The organism is Pseudomonas sp. LRF_L74 (assembly GCF_965644255.1).
In the GTDB taxonomy this organism is placed as follows: domain Bacteria; phylum Pseudomonadota; class Gammaproteobacteria; order Pseudomonadales; family Pseudomonadaceae; genus Aquipseudomonas.
Genome location: NZ_CBFFRH010000007.1, coordinates 174543 through 188741, shown reverse-complemented (window position 1 = coordinate 188741; position 14199 = coordinate 174543). Strand labels below are relative to the sequence as shown.

Sequence of the window (14199 nt, the reverse complement as noted above, 5' to 3'; positions counted from 1 at the left end):
CCATGCAGACCGGCGCATTGGCGGCTTATGTCCTGCATAGTCGCGCCTACCGCGAGAGCAGTGCGCTGGTCGATGTACTGACGCCATCGGGGCGCTGGCGCGCGGTATTGCGCGGTGCGCGTGGCAAGGCCGGCACCCTGGCGCGGCCTTTCGTGCCGCTGGAGATGGAGTTCCGTGGCCGTGGCGAGTTGAAGAATATTGCCCGCCTGGAAGCGGCGGGAATCCCCAACCTTCTGAGCGGCGCCGCACTGTTCAGTGGCCTTTATCTCAACGAGTTGCTGATCCGCCTGCTGCCAGCGGAAGATCCCCATCCCGCACTGTTCGAGCACTATGCGCTGACCTTGCGCGCACTGGCGGCCAACCCGCCGCTGGAGCCGTTGCTGCGTGCTTTCGAATGGCGCCTGCTGGACGATCTGGGCTATGGTTTCGCGCTGGATATCGATGTACATGGCCAGTCCATCGCCACCGATGCGCTCTACCGATTGCTGCCCGACGCAGGGCTGGAAAGGGTGTTCCAGTTGCAGCCAGGCCTGTTCCAGGGCAGTGACCTGCTGGCCATGGCAGACGCCGATTGGTCTTCTCCCGGCGCGCTCGCTGCCGCCAAGCGCCTGATGCGTCAGGCCCTCGCCCCACACCTGGGTGGCCAGCCACTGGTCAGCCGTGAACTGTTCATGACCCTCAAGGAGCCTCCTCGTGACTGAAGCCAATCGTGTTCTGCTCGGCGTCAACATTGACCACGTCGCTACCCTGCGCCAGGCCCGGGGCACACGTTATCCGGACCCAGTGAAGGCTGCCCTGGATGCCGAGGAGGCGGGTGCCGATGGCATCACCGTGCACCTGCGAGAGGACCGTCGGCACATCCAGGATCGGGATGTACGTGTGCTGCGCGAGGTGCTGCAGACTCGCATGAATTTCGAGATGGGGGTCACCGATGCCATGCTGGCTTTTGCCGAAGAGATTCGCCCTCGGCATGTGTGCCTGGTGCCGGAAACCCGTCAGGAGCTGACCACCGAAGGCGGCCTGGAAGTCGCTGGCCAGGAAGTGCGCATTCGTCTTGCGGTGGCGCGTCTCGCCGATATCGGCGCGGAAGTTTCGCTGTTCATCGATGCGGACGAGAAGCAGATCGAAGCCGCTCGCCGGGTTGGCGCTCCGGCTATCGAACTGCACACCGGGCGCTATGCCGATGCGAAGACTCCGCAAGAGGCGGCGCTGGAGCTGGCGCGCATCCGTGATGGCATCAGCTTCGGCCGCTCACAGGGGCTGATCGTCAACGCCGGCCACGGTTTGCATTATCACAACGTGGAGCCGGTCGCGGCGATCGTCGGGGTCAATGAGCTGAACATCGGTCACGCCATTGTTGCCCATGCCCTGTTCGTCGGCTTCAAGGCCGCCGTGGCCGAGATGAAACAGCTGATCGTCGCGGCTGCAGCGCGAGGCTAAGCCGCTCGACGATCCAATGCAGCAGTTACTTGCGGCTGATGGTGATGTGGCGGCTCGGCGTACCGGTCTGGCCGCTCACGCCCTTGGCGATCTGCTGGATTTCGCCACCGGAATTGAGAAACGCCGCGATCTGTGCCTCGATGGACTCGCGGGTCTCTACGGCGGGTTGTGGTTTCGACGGTTTATTGGTGACTTTGACTTTCATCGTCCTCTCCTGAAAAAGGGCCTGGGATTCATGAGGGAATAAAAAAACCGGCCCGTGGGCCGGTCTTTTTCGAGGCCGGTATCAGAGCGGCTGAACTTCGTCCGCTTGCATGCCTTTCTGGCCTTGCACGGCAACGAAGGATACCGATTGGCCTTCCTTCAGGCTCTTGAAACCACCGCCCTGGATCGAACGATAGTGCACGAACAGGTCGGCACCGCTTTCCGGAGTGATGAAGCCGTAGCCTTTCTCGTCGTTGAACCATTTGACGGTGCCGGTCTGGCGTTGGGACATGAATACATTCCTCGATAGATGAATAAGGCAGCGAACCTTTCGTGCCCTTCTTATAGTCATACGCGGGCATCGCCTCGCGTAGCCTTGCAACCCTACAACCTAAACCGGGAAACGCCTAACGATTTCTTCATGCTCCTGCTCGGCGGCGCTCAGCGCACCGGTGTGGGGCAGCGTTTCAGGTCGACCGCAGCAACATGTGGGTTGCTCCAGCCCATGGTGCAGGCGATCTGCTGATTGCGCTGACGTTCCCAGGCATCGACCGGGTACTGCCGGCTCCAGACCTGGAACAATCGGCGTTCCTGGTTCGACAGCTTCAGCTTGTAGCGGTCGCTCATGTAGAAGTAGGTGCGGGCGATCATGCCGCGGATCTGTGAGCGTGGCATCACACGCTGGCTCTTGAAGTCGACCACCATCTGGCAGGCGCCATATTGGCTCGGTTGTTGTGGCAGCCAGGCGAAGCGGTAATTGCTGCGGTCGCCGTTCACTTCACCAATGGCGGGTACCAGGTTGAACAGGTCGGCCTCGGCGCGCTGGTAGGTCTTGTCGTGGCGCGAGCAATTGCCGCGCCCGCCTTGTTGCCAGCACTGCCGCTGATGACCGATGACCCAGGTCGGCACGATGTGCTCCCATTCGATGCGCGCGGCACGTTGGGCATTCCTGCGTGGTACGTAGCCGCAGCTCTTGAGGTCCACGCGCTGGCCCTGGTAGCGACAGCCGCAGTAGAACTCCACCGCTTGCTTGTCATAGAGCTTGCGCGCGACTTTCTTGGCTTCTGCGAAGGTACGGGGAGCGTCTGCCTGTGCAGTGCTGAGAAACAGGCTGGCGATGCAGAACAGCAGGGCGATGAAGCGCTTGGGCATAAGGGCCACGTCTCGAAAAGCGCGGCATGATACCTGGTCGGGGCAAGGTATCGAAACCTTCACCAAGGTGGCAGCACCCCAGTCGTTTGCCGAACGCATGCTGGGCGACAACCTGATGCTGGCCTGTGTCGCGCAGGGCGCCATCGCGGGGTTGATCGAACTCAAGGAAGGCTGCCACGTTGCGATGCTGTTCATCGCGCCGGGCTGGCACCGCCAGGGCATCGGCACGCGCCTGATGAATGCGGCGCTGGAACATGCCCGGGTTGACGTCGTGACGGTCAAGGCATCGTTGTCTTCGGTGCCTGCCTTCCAACGCTACGGGCGAAATGGGCGAGTTTGCCGGGATGGTCTACCAGCCAATGGAAAAACGCCTGCCGACAGTGTAGGCGCGGCCTTGTCGCGAACGTGGCGCAAAGCGGTACCCGGTTTTCAGCTTCGCAGCTGATGTGGCCGGGGCCGCTGTTCTTGCAGAACGGTCTGCTCCACCTGCTGCTCGAACCACTTCAGCACGGCTTGGCACGCGGGGTGGGCAACGCCGCTGTCCCGTAGCCACAGGGCATACACGCCACCGGTCTTCAGCGCCTCGCCGAAGGGCACCACCAGGTCGCCGCGTACCAACGCATCGTGGGCCAGCATTCGGTCTGTCATGGCGATGCCCATACCTCGGGCAGCCGCGTCCAGTGCCAGGTCGTCAAGATTGAACAACAGGTCCTGGTACTTGTGCTCGACCGGGGCCTGTTGGGCCTTGAGCCACAGGGTCCATTCGTAGCGCGAGGTCGAGCCGTGGATCAGCGCATGGTCGACGAGCTCGGCGGCACACCGAGGCGGGGCGCGGCCGTCGCCCAGCACGGGCGCGCAGACCGGGATCAGGTACTCGTCGAACAGTGGCGTCAACGGGCGCTCGTCAAGGCCGCCCGGCAGGTACAGCACATACGCGTCGCAGTCGCCACCGGTGTCCACCAGGTCGCCGCCGACCGTTTCAATCGACAGGGTCAGGCCTGGGTTGAGTGCATAGAACGAGGTCAGCCGCGGCAACAGCCAGCGTACCGCCAGCGATACGAACATGCGCACGCGGAATGGGCGGTCCAGCGGGGTCGGTGCCAGCTTTTCCTCCAGCGTGCGCAGGGTTTGCAGCATGCCCTTTGCCACCCCGTACACCTCGTGCCCATGGGCGGTCAGCGCGACCTTGCGGCTGGTGCGATCGAACAACGTGGTCTGGAAATGCTCCTCAAGTTGCTGGATTTGCCGGCTGATGGCGCTCTGGGTCAGGTGCAACTGGCGCGCAGCCTCGGTGAAGTTGCTGGTGTCGGCTACCCGGACCAGGGCCTGCAACGCCTGCAACGATGGCACACGAAGGTTCTTATCCATGCAAATTCCGAATGGATGAATGAATTATTAGCGTTAGAAATTGCGCCTTGCCCCCCGTAGATTGGAGCCAGGGCACGCTTTTGCGGGCAGTAGCCAATAACGCCTGTGCATCGATATTGAGGGAGTGACGCGCAATGAACAACCACTGTGGCTGGATTGCGCTGGCCGGTGAATCAGCGGAGCGGCCGCGCCTGCAAGGCACCCACAAGGCCGATTGGCTGATCATCGGCGGTGGCATTACCGGTTTGTCCGCAGCCCACGCCCTGGCGCGCCGTTTTCCGTCACAGCGGATCATGCTGCTGGAGCGCCAGCGGGTCGCCCAGGGCGCTTCGGCACGCAACTCTGGCTTCGTGGTCAGCCATGAACTGCCAGGTGTTGGTGAACTGATCGGTACACCCGGGTTTTCCGGCTATCAGGTCGCCTCGCGCATCGGTGCCGCGGCGGGTAATGAAGTGCGCCAGCGCATCCAGTCGCTGGCTATCGACTGCGAGTTCAGCGACAACGGCTACCACTTCGCGGTACACGAGCCAGCGCATCTGCAGCACGCCGAGCAGGCACTGGAAACCCTGCGCGCCGTGGGCGCCCAGGCAAGCTACCACGAGGGTGAAGCGCTGCAACGGCGCCTCGGTAGCGCGTTCTATGCACGCGCGATCCATTGCGCGGGCGGTAACGGTCTGATGCAGCCGGCGCGCTACGTCAAAGGGCTGGCTGACGGCCTGCCAGAACAGGTGGACGTGTTCGAGCAAAGCGCCGTGACCGACTTGCGCCGTCGCCCGGGCAAGGGCTGGACTGCCCGCACCGAGGCTGGCGAGATCGAAGCCCGGCAGGTACTGGCCTGCGTCGGCGCATTCCTGCCCAGGATCGGGCTCAAGCGCAGCGGCACTTTCCCGCTGGAGCTGAGTGCAAGCATCACCCGCCCGCTGACCGGGGCGCACTGGCAGCAGTTGTTCGACGAACAGGGCTGGGGCGTGCTGTCCACCTTGCCGGGCGGCTGCACCCTGCGCCTGCTGCCGGGGCGCCGCCTGCTGATCCGCAACACCGTGGAATACCGTCAGCACGACATTGACAGCCGTGGCCTGGCCGTACGCCAGGGTGCACACCTGCTGGGGTTGCAGAAGCGCTTCCCGGGCATCGCTGCGCAGGATCTGCAATACACCTGGACCGGCCACCTCAGCGGCACCCGCACAGGCGAGCCGTATTTCGCCCGGGTCGCGGACGGCCTGCATGCCGTGGCCGGCTGCAATGGCTCCGGCGTTGCTCGCGGCACCCTGTGGGGCCGCCTGCTGGTCGAAATGGCACTCGGCATCGACTCGCCCTTGCTCGGCGACGTGCTGGGCCAGGCCAGCCCTGGCTACCTGCCGCCCCGCCCGTTCTTCGACCTGGGCGCCAAAGTGCGCATGGCCTGGGAAGTACGCCGTGCGCGGCTGGAACGCTGACATTTCAATTACCTCGCAAACAAGAAAGAGAGCTATCCCATGATCAAGCACACTTGCATGGCCCTGTTGTCCTCAGCATTACTGGCTGCGGCAGTGCAGGCAGAAGAACGGGTCAACATTGCCAACTGGAGCGGCTACATTGCCGACGACACCCTGGCCGAGTTCACCCGGCGCACGGGCATCCAGACCACCTACGACCTGATCGACAGCAACGAGACCACCGAAGCCAAGCTGATGGCCGGCAACAGTGGCTACGACCTGGTGAGCCCGTCCAACCACTTCCTGCCGCGACTGATCAAGGCTGGGGCCATCGAGGAGCTGGACCGCAGCAAGCTGCCCGCCTGGCACAACCTCGATCCGAAGCTGATGAAGATCCTGGAGGCGAGCGACCCGGGCAACCGCTATGCGATCCCGTATATGTGGGTTACCACCGGCATCGGCTACAACGCCGACAAGATCAAGGCCATCTTCGGCAGCACGGAGGTGACGCAATCCTGGAGCCTGCTGTTCAAGCCGGAGAACATCCAGAAGCTGAGCCAGTGCGGCGTGGCGTTCCTCGACAACCCGACGCAGATCATTTCGATCACGCTAAGGGCCCTGGGCCTGGACCCGCACAGCGAGAAGCCTGAAGACCTCAAGAAAGCCGAGGCAGCCTTGCTGGCGGTGCGGCCCTACATCAGCTATTTCCACCAGTCCAAATACGTCAGCGACCTGGCCAACGGCAACATCTGCGTAGCGATCGGCTTCAGCGGCGATGTGCTGCAGGCCATGGGCAGCGCGCAGCAGGCGGGCAACGGGGTGAACGTGGGCTACAGCATTCCGCGGGAGGGGGCGACAGTGGCGGTGGACATGGTGGTGATGCCCAAGGGGGCACCGCATCGGGACAACGGGTATGCGTACCTGAACTACCTGCTGGAGCCAAAGGTCATCGCCAACATCAGTAATACGGTCAAGTACCCAAACGGCAATGCGGCGGCGTTGGAGTACATCACGCCTGAGCTGCGCGGCAATCCGGCAGTCTACCCGCCCGAATCGGTACTCGATACGCTGTTCCCGATCAAGACCTTGTCGCCCGCGGGGATGCGCTCGAGTACCCGGCTGTGGACCCGAGTGACCAGCGGGAAGTGACGTAGCGGCCAAAACGCCTTCAGCCCCCTCCATGGTGCGCAGCGATTCAGACTGCGCGCAGGGCCTTAGCGGCTCTGTTCGCTAACGTACAGGCATTGCCCGGGCAATCGCCGCAGACTGAATGCTGAAAGCCAGATCGGCAACTTAGCGCAGCTACAAGCGTGTGCCTCAGGCCACGATCCGCCGTTGCGCGGTAATGGCCGGCAGGTCGCTGCGGCGCATGTACACGCGCAACGGTTCGCCGATGTTCAAGCGATCGTCGATATGTTGTTCGAACAAGAGGGCCAGGCGCGAGCGGTCGAGGGTCATCAGGTCGCCCTCGAATGGCAGCCAGACGAATTCGTTGCACGGCACGATGCTGCCGTCGGGAATGTCCAGGCCGAAGGAGTCTTCGCTGAAGCGCACGATGTAGCGGCCGGTCTTGGCATTGAAGCCGACGAAACCTTTCAGTTCGTCGGCGGCGACGCAGATTGCGGCGGATGTGATGCTCATGGGCGTGATCTCGCGATGGCAGGCCGGGCGGGATGCCAGCCTATCTGCAGGACCCTAAATGAGATCGAACCGCATCGAGTTGCCTCGGATCAACGAATGGGATCGACGCGTCCTGCCAGTGCCGGCAGCACATGATCGACCAGCAACGGCGCGAGTGGCCACGTGGCCTGTTGATGCATGACATGCCAGGCCAACTCTTCCAGCTCTGCGGCGGCGCTGACCGGCCGGGGTAGGCGGGCGACGAAGATATCGGCGTCGATATGCAGGCCGGGCTCGTTGGCCGCTGGCGCCTGGTAGCGGCCAAGGGGCTGCAAGGCATCGTTGGGCAATTGCAGGTGCAATTCTTCGAACAGTTCGCGGCGCAGTGCCTCGCGGGCACTTTCGCCGGCTTCGAACTTGCCGCCCGGCAACATGAAAAAGCGGGTATCGCGCTTGCGTACCAGCAACAGTCGTCCGTCGTCGTCGAACAGGCAGGCGGCAGCGATACGCAGGTGGTTCATGGTTTCAGCCGTTCCAGTTCACGCCGGACCATCGCCGCATACTCGGGCGGCCGCAGGCCGTACAGTTCGGTGGCGACCCAGGCCAGCCAACGGTTGCCCAGCGGCGCTCGTTGTTCCAGCAGGCGCCGCGCCTCGCTTTCGGCGCGGGCGGCGTGCTGCTGGTGAAAGGCCTGGCGATTCATCAGGTCAGGCGGACAGGCCGACGTAGACGTCCTGCACGTCGTCGTGGGCGTCGATGGCTTCGAGGAAGGCTTCGACTTCTTCGAGCTGCTCGGGCGTCAGGTTGCTCACCGGGTTCTTCGGCCGGTAGCCGAGCTTGGCCGAGTTGACGGTGAAGCCCTGCTCCGGCAGGGCGCGGCTGACGGCGTCGAGGTCGGTCAGGTCGGTGATGAACAGGGTGTTGCCTTCGTCGGCTTCGTCGAAGTCCTGTGCCCCGGCCTCGATGGCCGCCAGTTCAGGATCGGCGCCACTGTCGCTGGAGGCTTCGATCAGGCCGACATGGTCGAAATCCCAGGCCACCGAGCCGGAAGCCCCCATCTGGCCCTTGCGGAACAGCACGCGGATTTCCGCGACGGTGCGGTTCACGTTGTCGGTCAGGCACTCGACGATCAGCGGCACCTGGTACGGGGCGAAGCCCTCGTAGGTGGTGCGTTCGAAGTTGACGGTCTCGCCGGTCAGGCCCGCGCCTTTCTTGATCGCCCGCTCCAGGGTGTCCTTGGGCATCGAGGCTTTCTTCGCCTGATGCACGGCCAGGCGCAGCTTGGGGTTCATGTCCGGGTCGGCGCCGTTACGCGCGGCCACCATGATTTCCTTTACCAGACGGCCGAAAATCTTGCCCCTGGCGTTGGCTGCGGCTTCTTTCGGTTTGGCTTTCCACTGTGCGCCCATGGTCGTTCTCTTGCTGGTGAGTCCTCGAATTAGGGAGGCGATTCTAGTCGCTTCGTCGACATCTGGCACCCCTGCGCGCCGTGAGCGGTCATCGCGGTTCCGTTCAGCGCCGGTTCAGAAAGCATTCAGCCGGTGTTCAGCGTTTGCCCCTTACCTTGATGGCGTCGAATCAACGCACCACCTGGAGAGCAACCGCATGAAACTACTCAAGCCTGTCGCACTGGCCGCCAGCCTCCTGGGTTCCGCCAGCATGGCCCAGGCCGCCGACAATTTCGCCGGCCTGACCTGGGGCATCACCAGTGACAATATCCAGAAATCCAACGCCCTCAACCAGAACCTGAACGATCCGGACTTCGACAAAGCCATCGAGCGTGACAACACCTGGGGTCTCCGTCTCGGCCAGCAGAATGATGGTGGCCGTTACTACGCGACCTATCAGTACGTGGCCGGTGATCACGCGGGCTACAAGCTGCGCCAGCAGAACCTGCTCGGCAGCTATGACGCGTTCCTGCCCCTGGGGGACAACAACACCAAGCTGTTCGGCGGCGCCACCCTGGGCCTGACCAAGCTGGACCAGGACAGCAGCGGCTATCACCATGACAGCGACGTCGGCTACGCTGCCGGCTTGCAGGCCGGTATCCTGCAGGAACTGAGCAAGGACGCTTCCCTCGAAGCCGGCTACCGTTACCTGCGCACCAACGCTAGCACCGACGTGATCGAGCACGACGGCCCTAAGCTCGGTTCGGTGGACCTGTACAGCAGTTCGCAGTTTTACCTGGGGGCCAACTACAAGTTCTAAGATTGTCCGCAGCCTCCCGGCCACCTGGCCGGGCAGGCGCGACTGTGGAGTGGGCGGATGAAGTTGCTGGTGGTGGAAGACGAAGCCTTGCTGCGTCATCACCTCTCTACCCGGCTGGGTGAGCAGGGGCATGTGGTGGATGCGGTGGGCAATGCCGAGGAAGCGCTGTACCGGGTCAGGGAATACCATCATGACCTGGCAGTGGTCGATCTCGGCTTGCCGGGCGTCAGCGGCCTGGACCTGATCCGCGAGTTGCGTTCGGCGGGCAAGCGTTTTCCCATTCTGATCCTGACCGCGCGAGGCAACTGGCAGGACAAGGTCGAAGGGCTGGCTGCCGGCGCCGACGACTATGTGGTCAAACCCTTTCAATTCGAGGAACTGGAAGCGCGTCTGAATGCCCTGCTAAGGCGTTCGTCCGGGTTCACCCAGGCGAGCATCGAGGCCGGCCCGCTGTCGCTCGACCTCAATCGCCGCCAGGCATCCCTGGCACGACAGGCGCTGGCGTTGACCGCTTATGAATACCGCATTCTCGAGTACCTGATGCGCCACCAGCAGCAGGTGGTGACCAAGGAGCGCCTGATCGAGCAGTTGTACCCCGATGACGAGGAACGCGATGCCAATGTCATCGAGGTGCTGGTCGGTCGCCTGCGACGCAAGATCGAGGCCGGCTCGGGCTTTCGTCCGATAGAGACGGTGCGCGGCCAAGGCTACATCTTCACCGAGCGCTGCCGGTGATCCGCTCCCTGCGCATCCGCCTGATGCTCGGTGCCGCCGCGCTGGCGGTGCTGTTCATGCTGGCGCTGCTGCCGGCGCTGCAGCATGCCTTCAGCATTGCCCTGGAGGACACCATCGAACAGCGCCTGGCGGCGGACGTGGCGACCCTGGTCTCGGCCGCGCGCACGGACGGTGCCCACCTGATCATGCCGCAGCGCTTGCCGGTGGAGGCGTTCAACCTGCCGGAGGCCAGGCTGCTCGGTTATATCTACGACCAGAATGGCCGCCTGGTCTGGCGTTCGACGTCCGCCAGCGATGAGCGCATCGACTATCAACCCCGCTACGACGGTCGCGGCAACGAGTTCAAACGTGCCCGCGACAGCGCTGGCGAGGAGTTCTTCGTCTTCGACGTCGAGATCAAGCTGCTGCAAGGCAAGGAGGCGGCCTACAGCATCGTCACCATGCAACCGGTCAGCGAATTCCACGCGTTGCTGCAGGGCTTTCGCGAGCAGCTCTACCTGTGGCTCGGCGGCGCCTTGCTGGTGTTGCTGGGATTGCTCTGGACCGGCCTGACCTGGGGCTTTCGCGCCTTGCGCCGGGTGCGCTGGGAGCTCGACCAGATCGAGGCCGGCACCGGCACGCGCCTGAGCGACGAGCACCCCAGCGAGTTGCTGCGCCTGACCGGCTCGCTCAACCGCCTGCTGGAAAGCGAGCAACGCCAGCGCGAACGCTATCGCGATTCCCTGGGCGACCTGGCGCATAGCCTGAAGACACCGCTGGCGGTGTTGCAGGGCGTCAGCGAGACGCTGGCTGGCCAGCCAGGCAACGAGGAGCCGGTGCGTGTACTGCAGGGGCAGATCGAACGCATGAGCCAGCAGGTCGACTATCAATTGCAGCGCGCCAGCCTGCGCAAGAGTGGCCTGGTGCGTCACCGGGAACCGCTGGCGCCGTTGCTGGACACCCTGTGCGATGCCTTGGACAAGGTCTATCGCGACAAACGCGTGCACGTGCAGCGTGAATTGGCGGCTGGCTTCAGTCTGCCGGTGGAGCGTGGTGCGCTGCTCGAACTGCTTGGCAACCTGCTGGAAAATGCCTATCGCTTGTGTCTGCGCCAGGTGTGTATCACTGGACGCTATGAGGCTGGACAGTGCGAGCTGTGGATCGAGGATGACGGGCCTGGGGTGCCCGCGCACCGTCGAGCGGACATCCTGCGTCGCGGCGAACGCCTGGATAACCAGCACCCTGGCCAGGGCATCGGCCTGGCGGTGGCCTGTGACATCGTCGAAAGCTATGACGGCAGCCTGAGCCTGGATGACTCGCACCTGGGCGGCGCACGCTTCTGCCTGCGCTTTGCGCAGGTGTAAGCCATCCGAGGCAAGCGCCGACGGCCCTGCTCCTACGAGAACCCTTGGGTCACCACGCGGTGAATGAAATGCAGCTTGGCGATCACCGCTGCCGGCAGCACGAAGGGGTACATATCCGGCTGGCCCATGCTGCGCGACAGTTCGTTGAGCATCGCCGCCAGCTCGATCCAGGCGTTGATGAACAGCAGGAACTCGTCGGCCTGCGGGTCGTTCGGGTCGTAGAGGGCCTCGCGGGTGAAGGGCTGGAATTCCAGCTCGATATCGCCGGCGCGCATGCCCAGGCTCAGGGCGGTGTCCAGGGTGTCCATCATGTGCAGGTAGTGGGCCCAGGTTTCCGCCCAGTCTTCCCAGGGGTGCATGGTGGCGTAGGCGCTGACGAAGCGCGTCTGCCAGTCGGCCGGGGCGCCGTTTTCGTAGTGATACTGGAGGGCTTCGCCGTAATCGGCGCGTTCATCGCCGAACCAGTAGCGAAAGGCTTCCAGCCAGGCACTGCCGGCAACCAGGCGATCCCAGTAGTAGTGGCCGACTTCGTGGCGGAAATGGCCGAGCAGGGTGCGGTAGGGTTCGTGCATCTGTACGCGAACCTGTTCCCGGCGTTCGTCGTCGGCTTCCTCGATATTGAACGTGACCAGCCCGTTGGCGTGGCCGGTCATGGGGCGCTCTTCGGCATCGCTGGCGAGAAAATCGAAGGCGAGCCCCATCGCTTCGTTCTCGCTCTTGGCGATCACGGGGAGCCCGAGATCGAGCAGTTGCGCGACCAGGCGCCGCTTGGCGATTTCGAGCTTGTGCCAGCGCCGATCATTGCCGGCCACCGAAAGGTCGGGAATGGTCCGGTTCAGGCCGCAGGCCACGCAGAGCTGGGCGCCACCGTCATAGGGCAGCAGCCAGTTGCAGCCGGCCGGGGTCTGCAGGTTGGCGCAGTGACGCAGCAGGGGGCCATTGAACTCGCCATCGATCCGCCAGGTGTCCTGGAACTCGCCGGGGGACAGGCTGACGATGCGCCCTCGTTGCGGTTCGTAGCCGAGTGGCGCATGGCAGGCCAGGCATTGGCTGTTGCGAAAGAAGATCGATTGGCCGCAACGGCATTGGCCGATGGATTTCTCCGTGCTCGAGCGTTGTACGCGGGCCGGGTCGCTCAGGCGTTGGCCGAGACCGGCGAAGAAGCGGTTCATGGCGAATCCTTATTGTTATGAATCCTCAGCGTGAGGAAACCTCAACAGAGCCTAGAGTTCGCGGGGGCTCAGGCAGTTCCAGGGATTTCTTTCGCGGGCCTGATAGCCGGCAGGCGCTCCATGCCGGCTATCATGCTCGGGTTCATTCATTACCCGCGGGAGTTTCCCATGACCCAGCCCACTCCAGACCTCGATGCACGTTACCAGGCCGCCAGGCGCGTGGCGCAGGAGGCGGCCCAGCGTGGCATGGCGTTCTATCGCGAACGCGAGGGGCTGGTGGTGGATCACAAGGGCGATGATCCCCAGGATGTGGTCAGTATCGCCGACAAGTCGCTGGAGGCGTTCATTCGTGCCGAGCTATCCGGCGAGTTCCCTGAGGATGGCTTCATCGGCGAGGAAGAGGGGAGCTGCGACCTGGATGCCCGTTGCATCTGGGTGATCGATCCTATCGACGGTACTCGCTGCTTCGTCAACGGCCTGCACAACTGGTGTGTGTCCATCGGCCTGCTGGTCGATGGCGAGCCGGCGCTGGGGGCGATTGCCGACCCTAACCACGGCGAACTGTTCCAGGGCCGCAGCGGCCACGGCGCCTTCGTCAATGGCAAGCCGCTGAAGGTGCACACGTCGCAGGATGTGCGCGACGGGGTGATGGGCGTGGGCACGACGCATCGTCCCGGCAAGGAGAACTTCATTCCCTTTTTGCAGAAGCTGCTGGATGCCGGCGGCATGTTTTTCCGCAATGGCTCTGGTGCGCTGATGACGGCGTATGTCGCCGCTGGCCGGCTGATCGGCTACTACGAAACCCGCATCTACAGTTGGGATTGCCTGGCCGGCCTGGTGATGCTCAGGGAGGCGGGCGGTGTCGCCAACGACTTCTTCGCCGATAACGGGCTGCTCGATGGCAACCCGCTGCTGGTGACCTGCCCGGGTGTCTACGAGCAGGTGGCGGGAATGATCGGTCCTTCGATCAAATGAGGCTTACTCGCTGACCTGGTTGTCGCTTGGCGGACTGACCAGCCCGTTGACCAGGGCGGAGGCTTTCTCGAACGAGGGGTAGCCGCTCTTGGCGACGTCCAGATTGGCGTAGCGCGCGCGGTATTGCTCGGCCTTCAGCGGATCAGCCTGCTCGATGAGGAAGGGTTCGGCGTAGATCTTGTAGAGCAGGGCGACGGCGTAGGGTTGGTCGGCGTTGGCTGCTTCTTCCAGCAGGTCGAGCACTTCGTCGGCCTGCGGACCTTCGTGAATCTTCAGCACGGCCTGGTAGAAGCTCACTTCGCCGCGCTTGTCCTGGGTCTTGGCTCGTTCCAGCAGGGCGTTGGCCAGCTCGTAGTTATCCATGTCGCCCGAGGCGATCAGCATCTTCGCCTGCAGCATGTCGTTCTGATAGAGCAGTTGCTCGGTGCGGCAGGCTTCGCCGCTCAAGGGTTCGTCACAGCCCTTGCTGGCGCAGCCGGCCAGCAGGCCGAGAGCGAACAGAATGCCTATCTTCTTGTAACCATCCATGCACATGGCCCGGCCCTAGTCTGATGTATCGTCGTGGTC

At 63.5% G+C, this 14199-nt stretch carries 18 protein-coding genes and 1 pseudogene; 9 read left to right on the top strand and 10 right to left on the bottom strand.

Annotation, left to right across the window (positions count from 1 at the left end; translation table 11 throughout):
* Positions 1-2 precede the first annotated feature (2 nt).
* Together recO and pdxJ are read left to right on the top strand one after the other, a co-directional pair.
* Positions 3-701: a DNA repair protein RecO gene (recO, locus tag ACSZPK_RS18855; RefSeq protein WP_437883057.1), complete on the top strand. Its 699-nt coding sequence runs from the start codon at positions 3-5 to the stop codon at positions 699-701.
* Positions 694-1440 carry a pyridoxine 5'-phosphate synthase gene (pdxJ, locus tag ACSZPK_RS18850; protein WP_437883056.1) on the top strand — a complete coding sequence of 249 codons (747 nt, stop codon included), beginning with the start codon at positions 694-696 and terminating at the stop codon, positions 1438-1440. Before recO ends, pdxJ begins: the two co-directional genes overlap by 8 nt.
* Before the next feature lie 25 nt (positions 1441-1465).
* Here the strand turns inward: pdxJ and ACSZPK_RS18845 are convergent, their stop codons facing one another.
* The 3 genes from ACSZPK_RS18845 to ACSZPK_RS18835 all read right to left on the bottom strand — a co-directional run bounded on the left by ACSZPK_RS18845 (position 1466) and on the right by ACSZPK_RS18835 (position 2796).
* On the bottom strand, positions 1466-1645 hold the full coding sequence (locus ACSZPK_RS18845; RefSeq protein WP_437883055.1) for a hypothetical protein: 180 nt from the start codon (positions 1643-1645) through the stop codon (positions 1466-1468).
* An 81-nt stretch (positions 1646-1726) separates the two neighbouring features.
* Complete coding sequence (locus ACSZPK_RS18840; protein ID WP_437883054.1) at positions 1727-1936, bottom strand: cold-shock protein; 210 nt, start codon at positions 1934-1936, stop codon at positions 1727-1729.
* Between the two features lie 149 nt (positions 1937-2085).
* Positions 2086-2796: an endonuclease gene (locus tag ACSZPK_RS18835; RefSeq protein WP_437883053.1), complete on the bottom strand. Its 711-nt coding sequence runs from the start codon at positions 2794-2796 to the stop codon at positions 2086-2088.
* Between the two features lie 31 nt (positions 2797-2827).
* On the opposite strand from ACSZPK_RS18835, the pseudogene ACSZPK_RS18830 reads away from it, so the two are divergent.
* Positions 2828-3182, top strand: a pseudogene (locus tag ACSZPK_RS18830) (GNAT family N-acetyltransferase); the annotation flags it as partial.
* 43 nt (positions 3183-3225) lie between these two features.
* On the opposite strand, the gene ACSZPK_RS18825 reads toward ACSZPK_RS18830, so the two are convergent.
* Positions 3226-4164, bottom strand: coding sequence for a LysR substrate-binding domain-containing protein (locus ACSZPK_RS18825; protein WP_437883052.1), 939 nt, complete (start codon positions 4162-4164; stop codon positions 3226-3228).
* 134 nt (positions 4165-4298) lie between these two features.
* On the opposite strand from ACSZPK_RS18825, the gene ACSZPK_RS18820 reads away from it, so the two are divergent.
* A complete protein-coding gene (locus tag ACSZPK_RS18820) occupies positions 4299-5600 on the top strand; it encodes an NAD(P)/FAD-dependent oxidoreductase (RefSeq protein ID WP_437883051.1) in 1302 nt (433 codons plus the stop codon).
* A 39-nt stretch (positions 5601-5639) separates the two neighbouring features.
* On the top strand, positions 5640-6728 hold the full coding sequence (locus ACSZPK_RS18815; protein WP_437883050.1) for a polyamine ABC transporter substrate-binding protein: 1089 nt from the start codon (positions 5640-5642) through the stop codon (positions 6726-6728).
* 168 nt (positions 6729-6896) lie between these two features.
* On the opposite strand, the gene ACSZPK_RS18810 is transcribed toward ACSZPK_RS18815, so the two are convergent.
* The 4 genes from ACSZPK_RS18810 to ACSZPK_RS18795 form a co-directional block, all read right to left on the bottom strand.
* Positions 6897-7220, bottom strand: a complete 324-nt coding sequence (locus ACSZPK_RS18810) for a DUF2025 family protein (RefSeq protein WP_437883049.1) — start codon at positions 7218-7220, stop codon at positions 6897-6899.
* 89 nt (positions 7221-7309) lie between these two features.
* Complete coding sequence (locus tag ACSZPK_RS18805) at positions 7310-7720, bottom strand: NUDIX hydrolase (RefSeq protein ID WP_437883048.1); 411 nt, start codon at positions 7718-7720, stop codon at positions 7310-7312.
* Entirely contained in the window at positions 7717-7902 is a 186-nt protein-coding gene (locus tag ACSZPK_RS18800) for a hypothetical protein (RefSeq protein WP_437883047.1), read from the bottom strand. The genes ACSZPK_RS18805 and ACSZPK_RS18800 overlap by 4 nt, the downstream gene beginning before the upstream one ends.
* A 4-nt stretch (positions 7903-7906) precedes the next feature.
* Entirely contained in the window at positions 7907-8608 is a 702-nt protein-coding gene (locus ACSZPK_RS18795; protein WP_437883046.1) for a YebC/PmpR family DNA-binding transcriptional regulator, read from the bottom strand.
* A gap of 196 nt (positions 8609-8804) precedes the next feature.
* Between ACSZPK_RS18795 and ACSZPK_RS18790 the strand changes: the two genes are divergently transcribed.
* Genes ACSZPK_RS18790 through ACSZPK_RS18780 form a run of 3 tightly spaced genes read left to right on the top strand, consistent with a single transcriptional unit; the run spans position 8805 to position 11485 of the window.
* Entirely contained in the window at positions 8805-9407 is a 603-nt protein-coding gene (locus tag ACSZPK_RS18790) for a hypothetical protein (protein ID WP_437883045.1), read from the top strand.
* 57 nt (positions 9408-9464) lie between these two features.
* Positions 9465-10142, top strand: a complete 678-nt coding sequence (locus ACSZPK_RS18785; protein WP_437883044.1) for a response regulator — start codon at positions 9465-9467, stop codon at positions 10140-10142.
* The gene (locus ACSZPK_RS18780) at positions 10139-11485 is read left to right on the top strand and encodes an ATP-binding protein (protein ID WP_437883043.1); all 1347 of its coding nucleotides are present in this window, start codon (positions 10139-10141) and stop codon (positions 11483-11485) included. The genes ACSZPK_RS18785 and ACSZPK_RS18780 overlap by 4 nt, the downstream gene beginning before the upstream one ends.
* Positions 11486-11517: 32 nt before the next feature.
* On the opposite strand, the gene ACSZPK_RS18775 is transcribed toward ACSZPK_RS18780, so the two are convergent.
* Positions 11518-12657, bottom strand: coding sequence for a zinc-binding metallopeptidase family protein (locus ACSZPK_RS18775; protein ID WP_437883042.1), 1140 nt, complete (start codon positions 12655-12657; stop codon positions 11518-11520).
* 168 nt (positions 12658-12825) lie between these two features.
* Here ACSZPK_RS18775 and ACSZPK_RS18770 point away from each other — a divergent pair, with 168 nt between their 5' ends.
* Positions 12826-13632: an inositol monophosphatase family protein gene (locus tag ACSZPK_RS18770; RefSeq protein WP_437883041.1), complete on the top strand. Its 807-nt coding sequence runs from the start codon at positions 12826-12828 to the stop codon at positions 13630-13632.
* A 3-nt stretch (positions 13633-13635) separates the two neighbouring features.
* On the opposite strand, the gene ACSZPK_RS18765 is transcribed toward ACSZPK_RS18770, so the two are convergent.
* Positions 13636-14160 (bottom strand): hypothetical protein, encoded by a 525-nt coding sequence (locus tag ACSZPK_RS18765; protein WP_437883040.1) that lies wholly within the window; start codon positions 14158-14160, stop codon positions 13636-13638.
* Positions 14161-14199 lie beyond the last annotated feature (39 nt).

What these genes read in the sequence shown, in the direction of transcription:
- recO (WP_437883057.1), top strand. Translation starts at nt 3, where the DNA reads ATGCAGACCGGCGCATTGGCGGCTTATGTCCTGCATAGTCGCGCCTAC.
- ACSZPK_RS18845 (WP_437883055.1), bottom strand. Translation starts at nt 1,645, where the DNA reads ATGAAAGTCAAAGTCACCAATAAACCGTCGAAACCACAACCCGCCGTA.
- ACSZPK_RS18840 (WP_437883054.1), bottom strand. Translation starts at nt 1,936, where the DNA reads ATGTCCCAACGCCAGACCGGCACCGTCAAATGGTTCAACGACGAGAAA.
- ACSZPK_RS18835 (WP_437883053.1), bottom strand. Translation starts at nt 2,796, where the DNA reads ATGCCCAAGCGCTTCATCGCCCTGCTGTTCTGCATCGCCAGCCTGTTT.
- ACSZPK_RS18825 (WP_437883052.1), bottom strand. Translation starts at nt 4,164, where the DNA reads ATGGATAAGAACCTTCGTGTGCCATCGTTGCAGGCGTTGCAGGCCCTG.
- ACSZPK_RS18820 (WP_437883051.1), top strand. Translation starts at nt 4,299, where the DNA reads ATGAACAACCACTGTGGCTGGATTGCGCTGGCCGGTGAATCAGCGGAG.
- ACSZPK_RS18815 (WP_437883050.1), top strand. Translation starts at nt 5,640, where the DNA reads ATGATCAAGCACACTTGCATGGCCCTGTTGTCCTCAGCATTACTGGCT.
- ACSZPK_RS18810 (WP_437883049.1), bottom strand. Translation starts at nt 7,220, where the DNA reads ATGAGCATCACATCCGCCGCAATCTGCGTCGCCGCCGACGAACTGAAA.
- ACSZPK_RS18805 (WP_437883048.1), bottom strand. Translation starts at nt 7,720, where the DNA reads ATGAACCACCTGCGTATCGCTGCCGCCTGCCTGTTCGACGACGACGGA.
- ACSZPK_RS18800 (WP_437883047.1), bottom strand. Translation starts at nt 7,902, where the DNA reads ATGAATCGCCAGGCCTTTCACCAGCAGCACGCCGCCCGCGCCGAAAGC.
- ACSZPK_RS18795 (WP_437883046.1), bottom strand. Translation starts at nt 8,608, where the DNA reads ATGGGCGCACAGTGGAAAGCCAAACCGAAAGAAGCCGCAGCCAACGCC.
- ACSZPK_RS18790 (WP_437883045.1), top strand. Translation starts at nt 8,805, where the DNA reads ATGAAACTACTCAAGCCTGTCGCACTGGCCGCCAGCCTCCTGGGTTCC.
- ACSZPK_RS18785 (WP_437883044.1), top strand. Translation starts at nt 9,465, where the DNA reads ATGAAGTTGCTGGTGGTGGAAGACGAAGCCTTGCTGCGTCATCACCTC.
- ACSZPK_RS18775 (WP_437883042.1), bottom strand. Translation starts at nt 12,657, where the DNA reads ATGAACCGCTTCTTCGCCGGTCTCGGCCAACGCCTGAGCGACCCGGCC.
- ACSZPK_RS18770 (WP_437883041.1), top strand. Translation starts at nt 12,826, where the DNA reads ATGACCCAGCCCACTCCAGACCTCGATGCACGTTACCAGGCCGCCAGG.
- ACSZPK_RS18765 (WP_437883040.1), bottom strand. Translation starts at nt 14,160, where the DNA reads ATGGATGGTTACAAGAAGATAGGCATTCTGTTCGCTCTCGGCCTGCTG.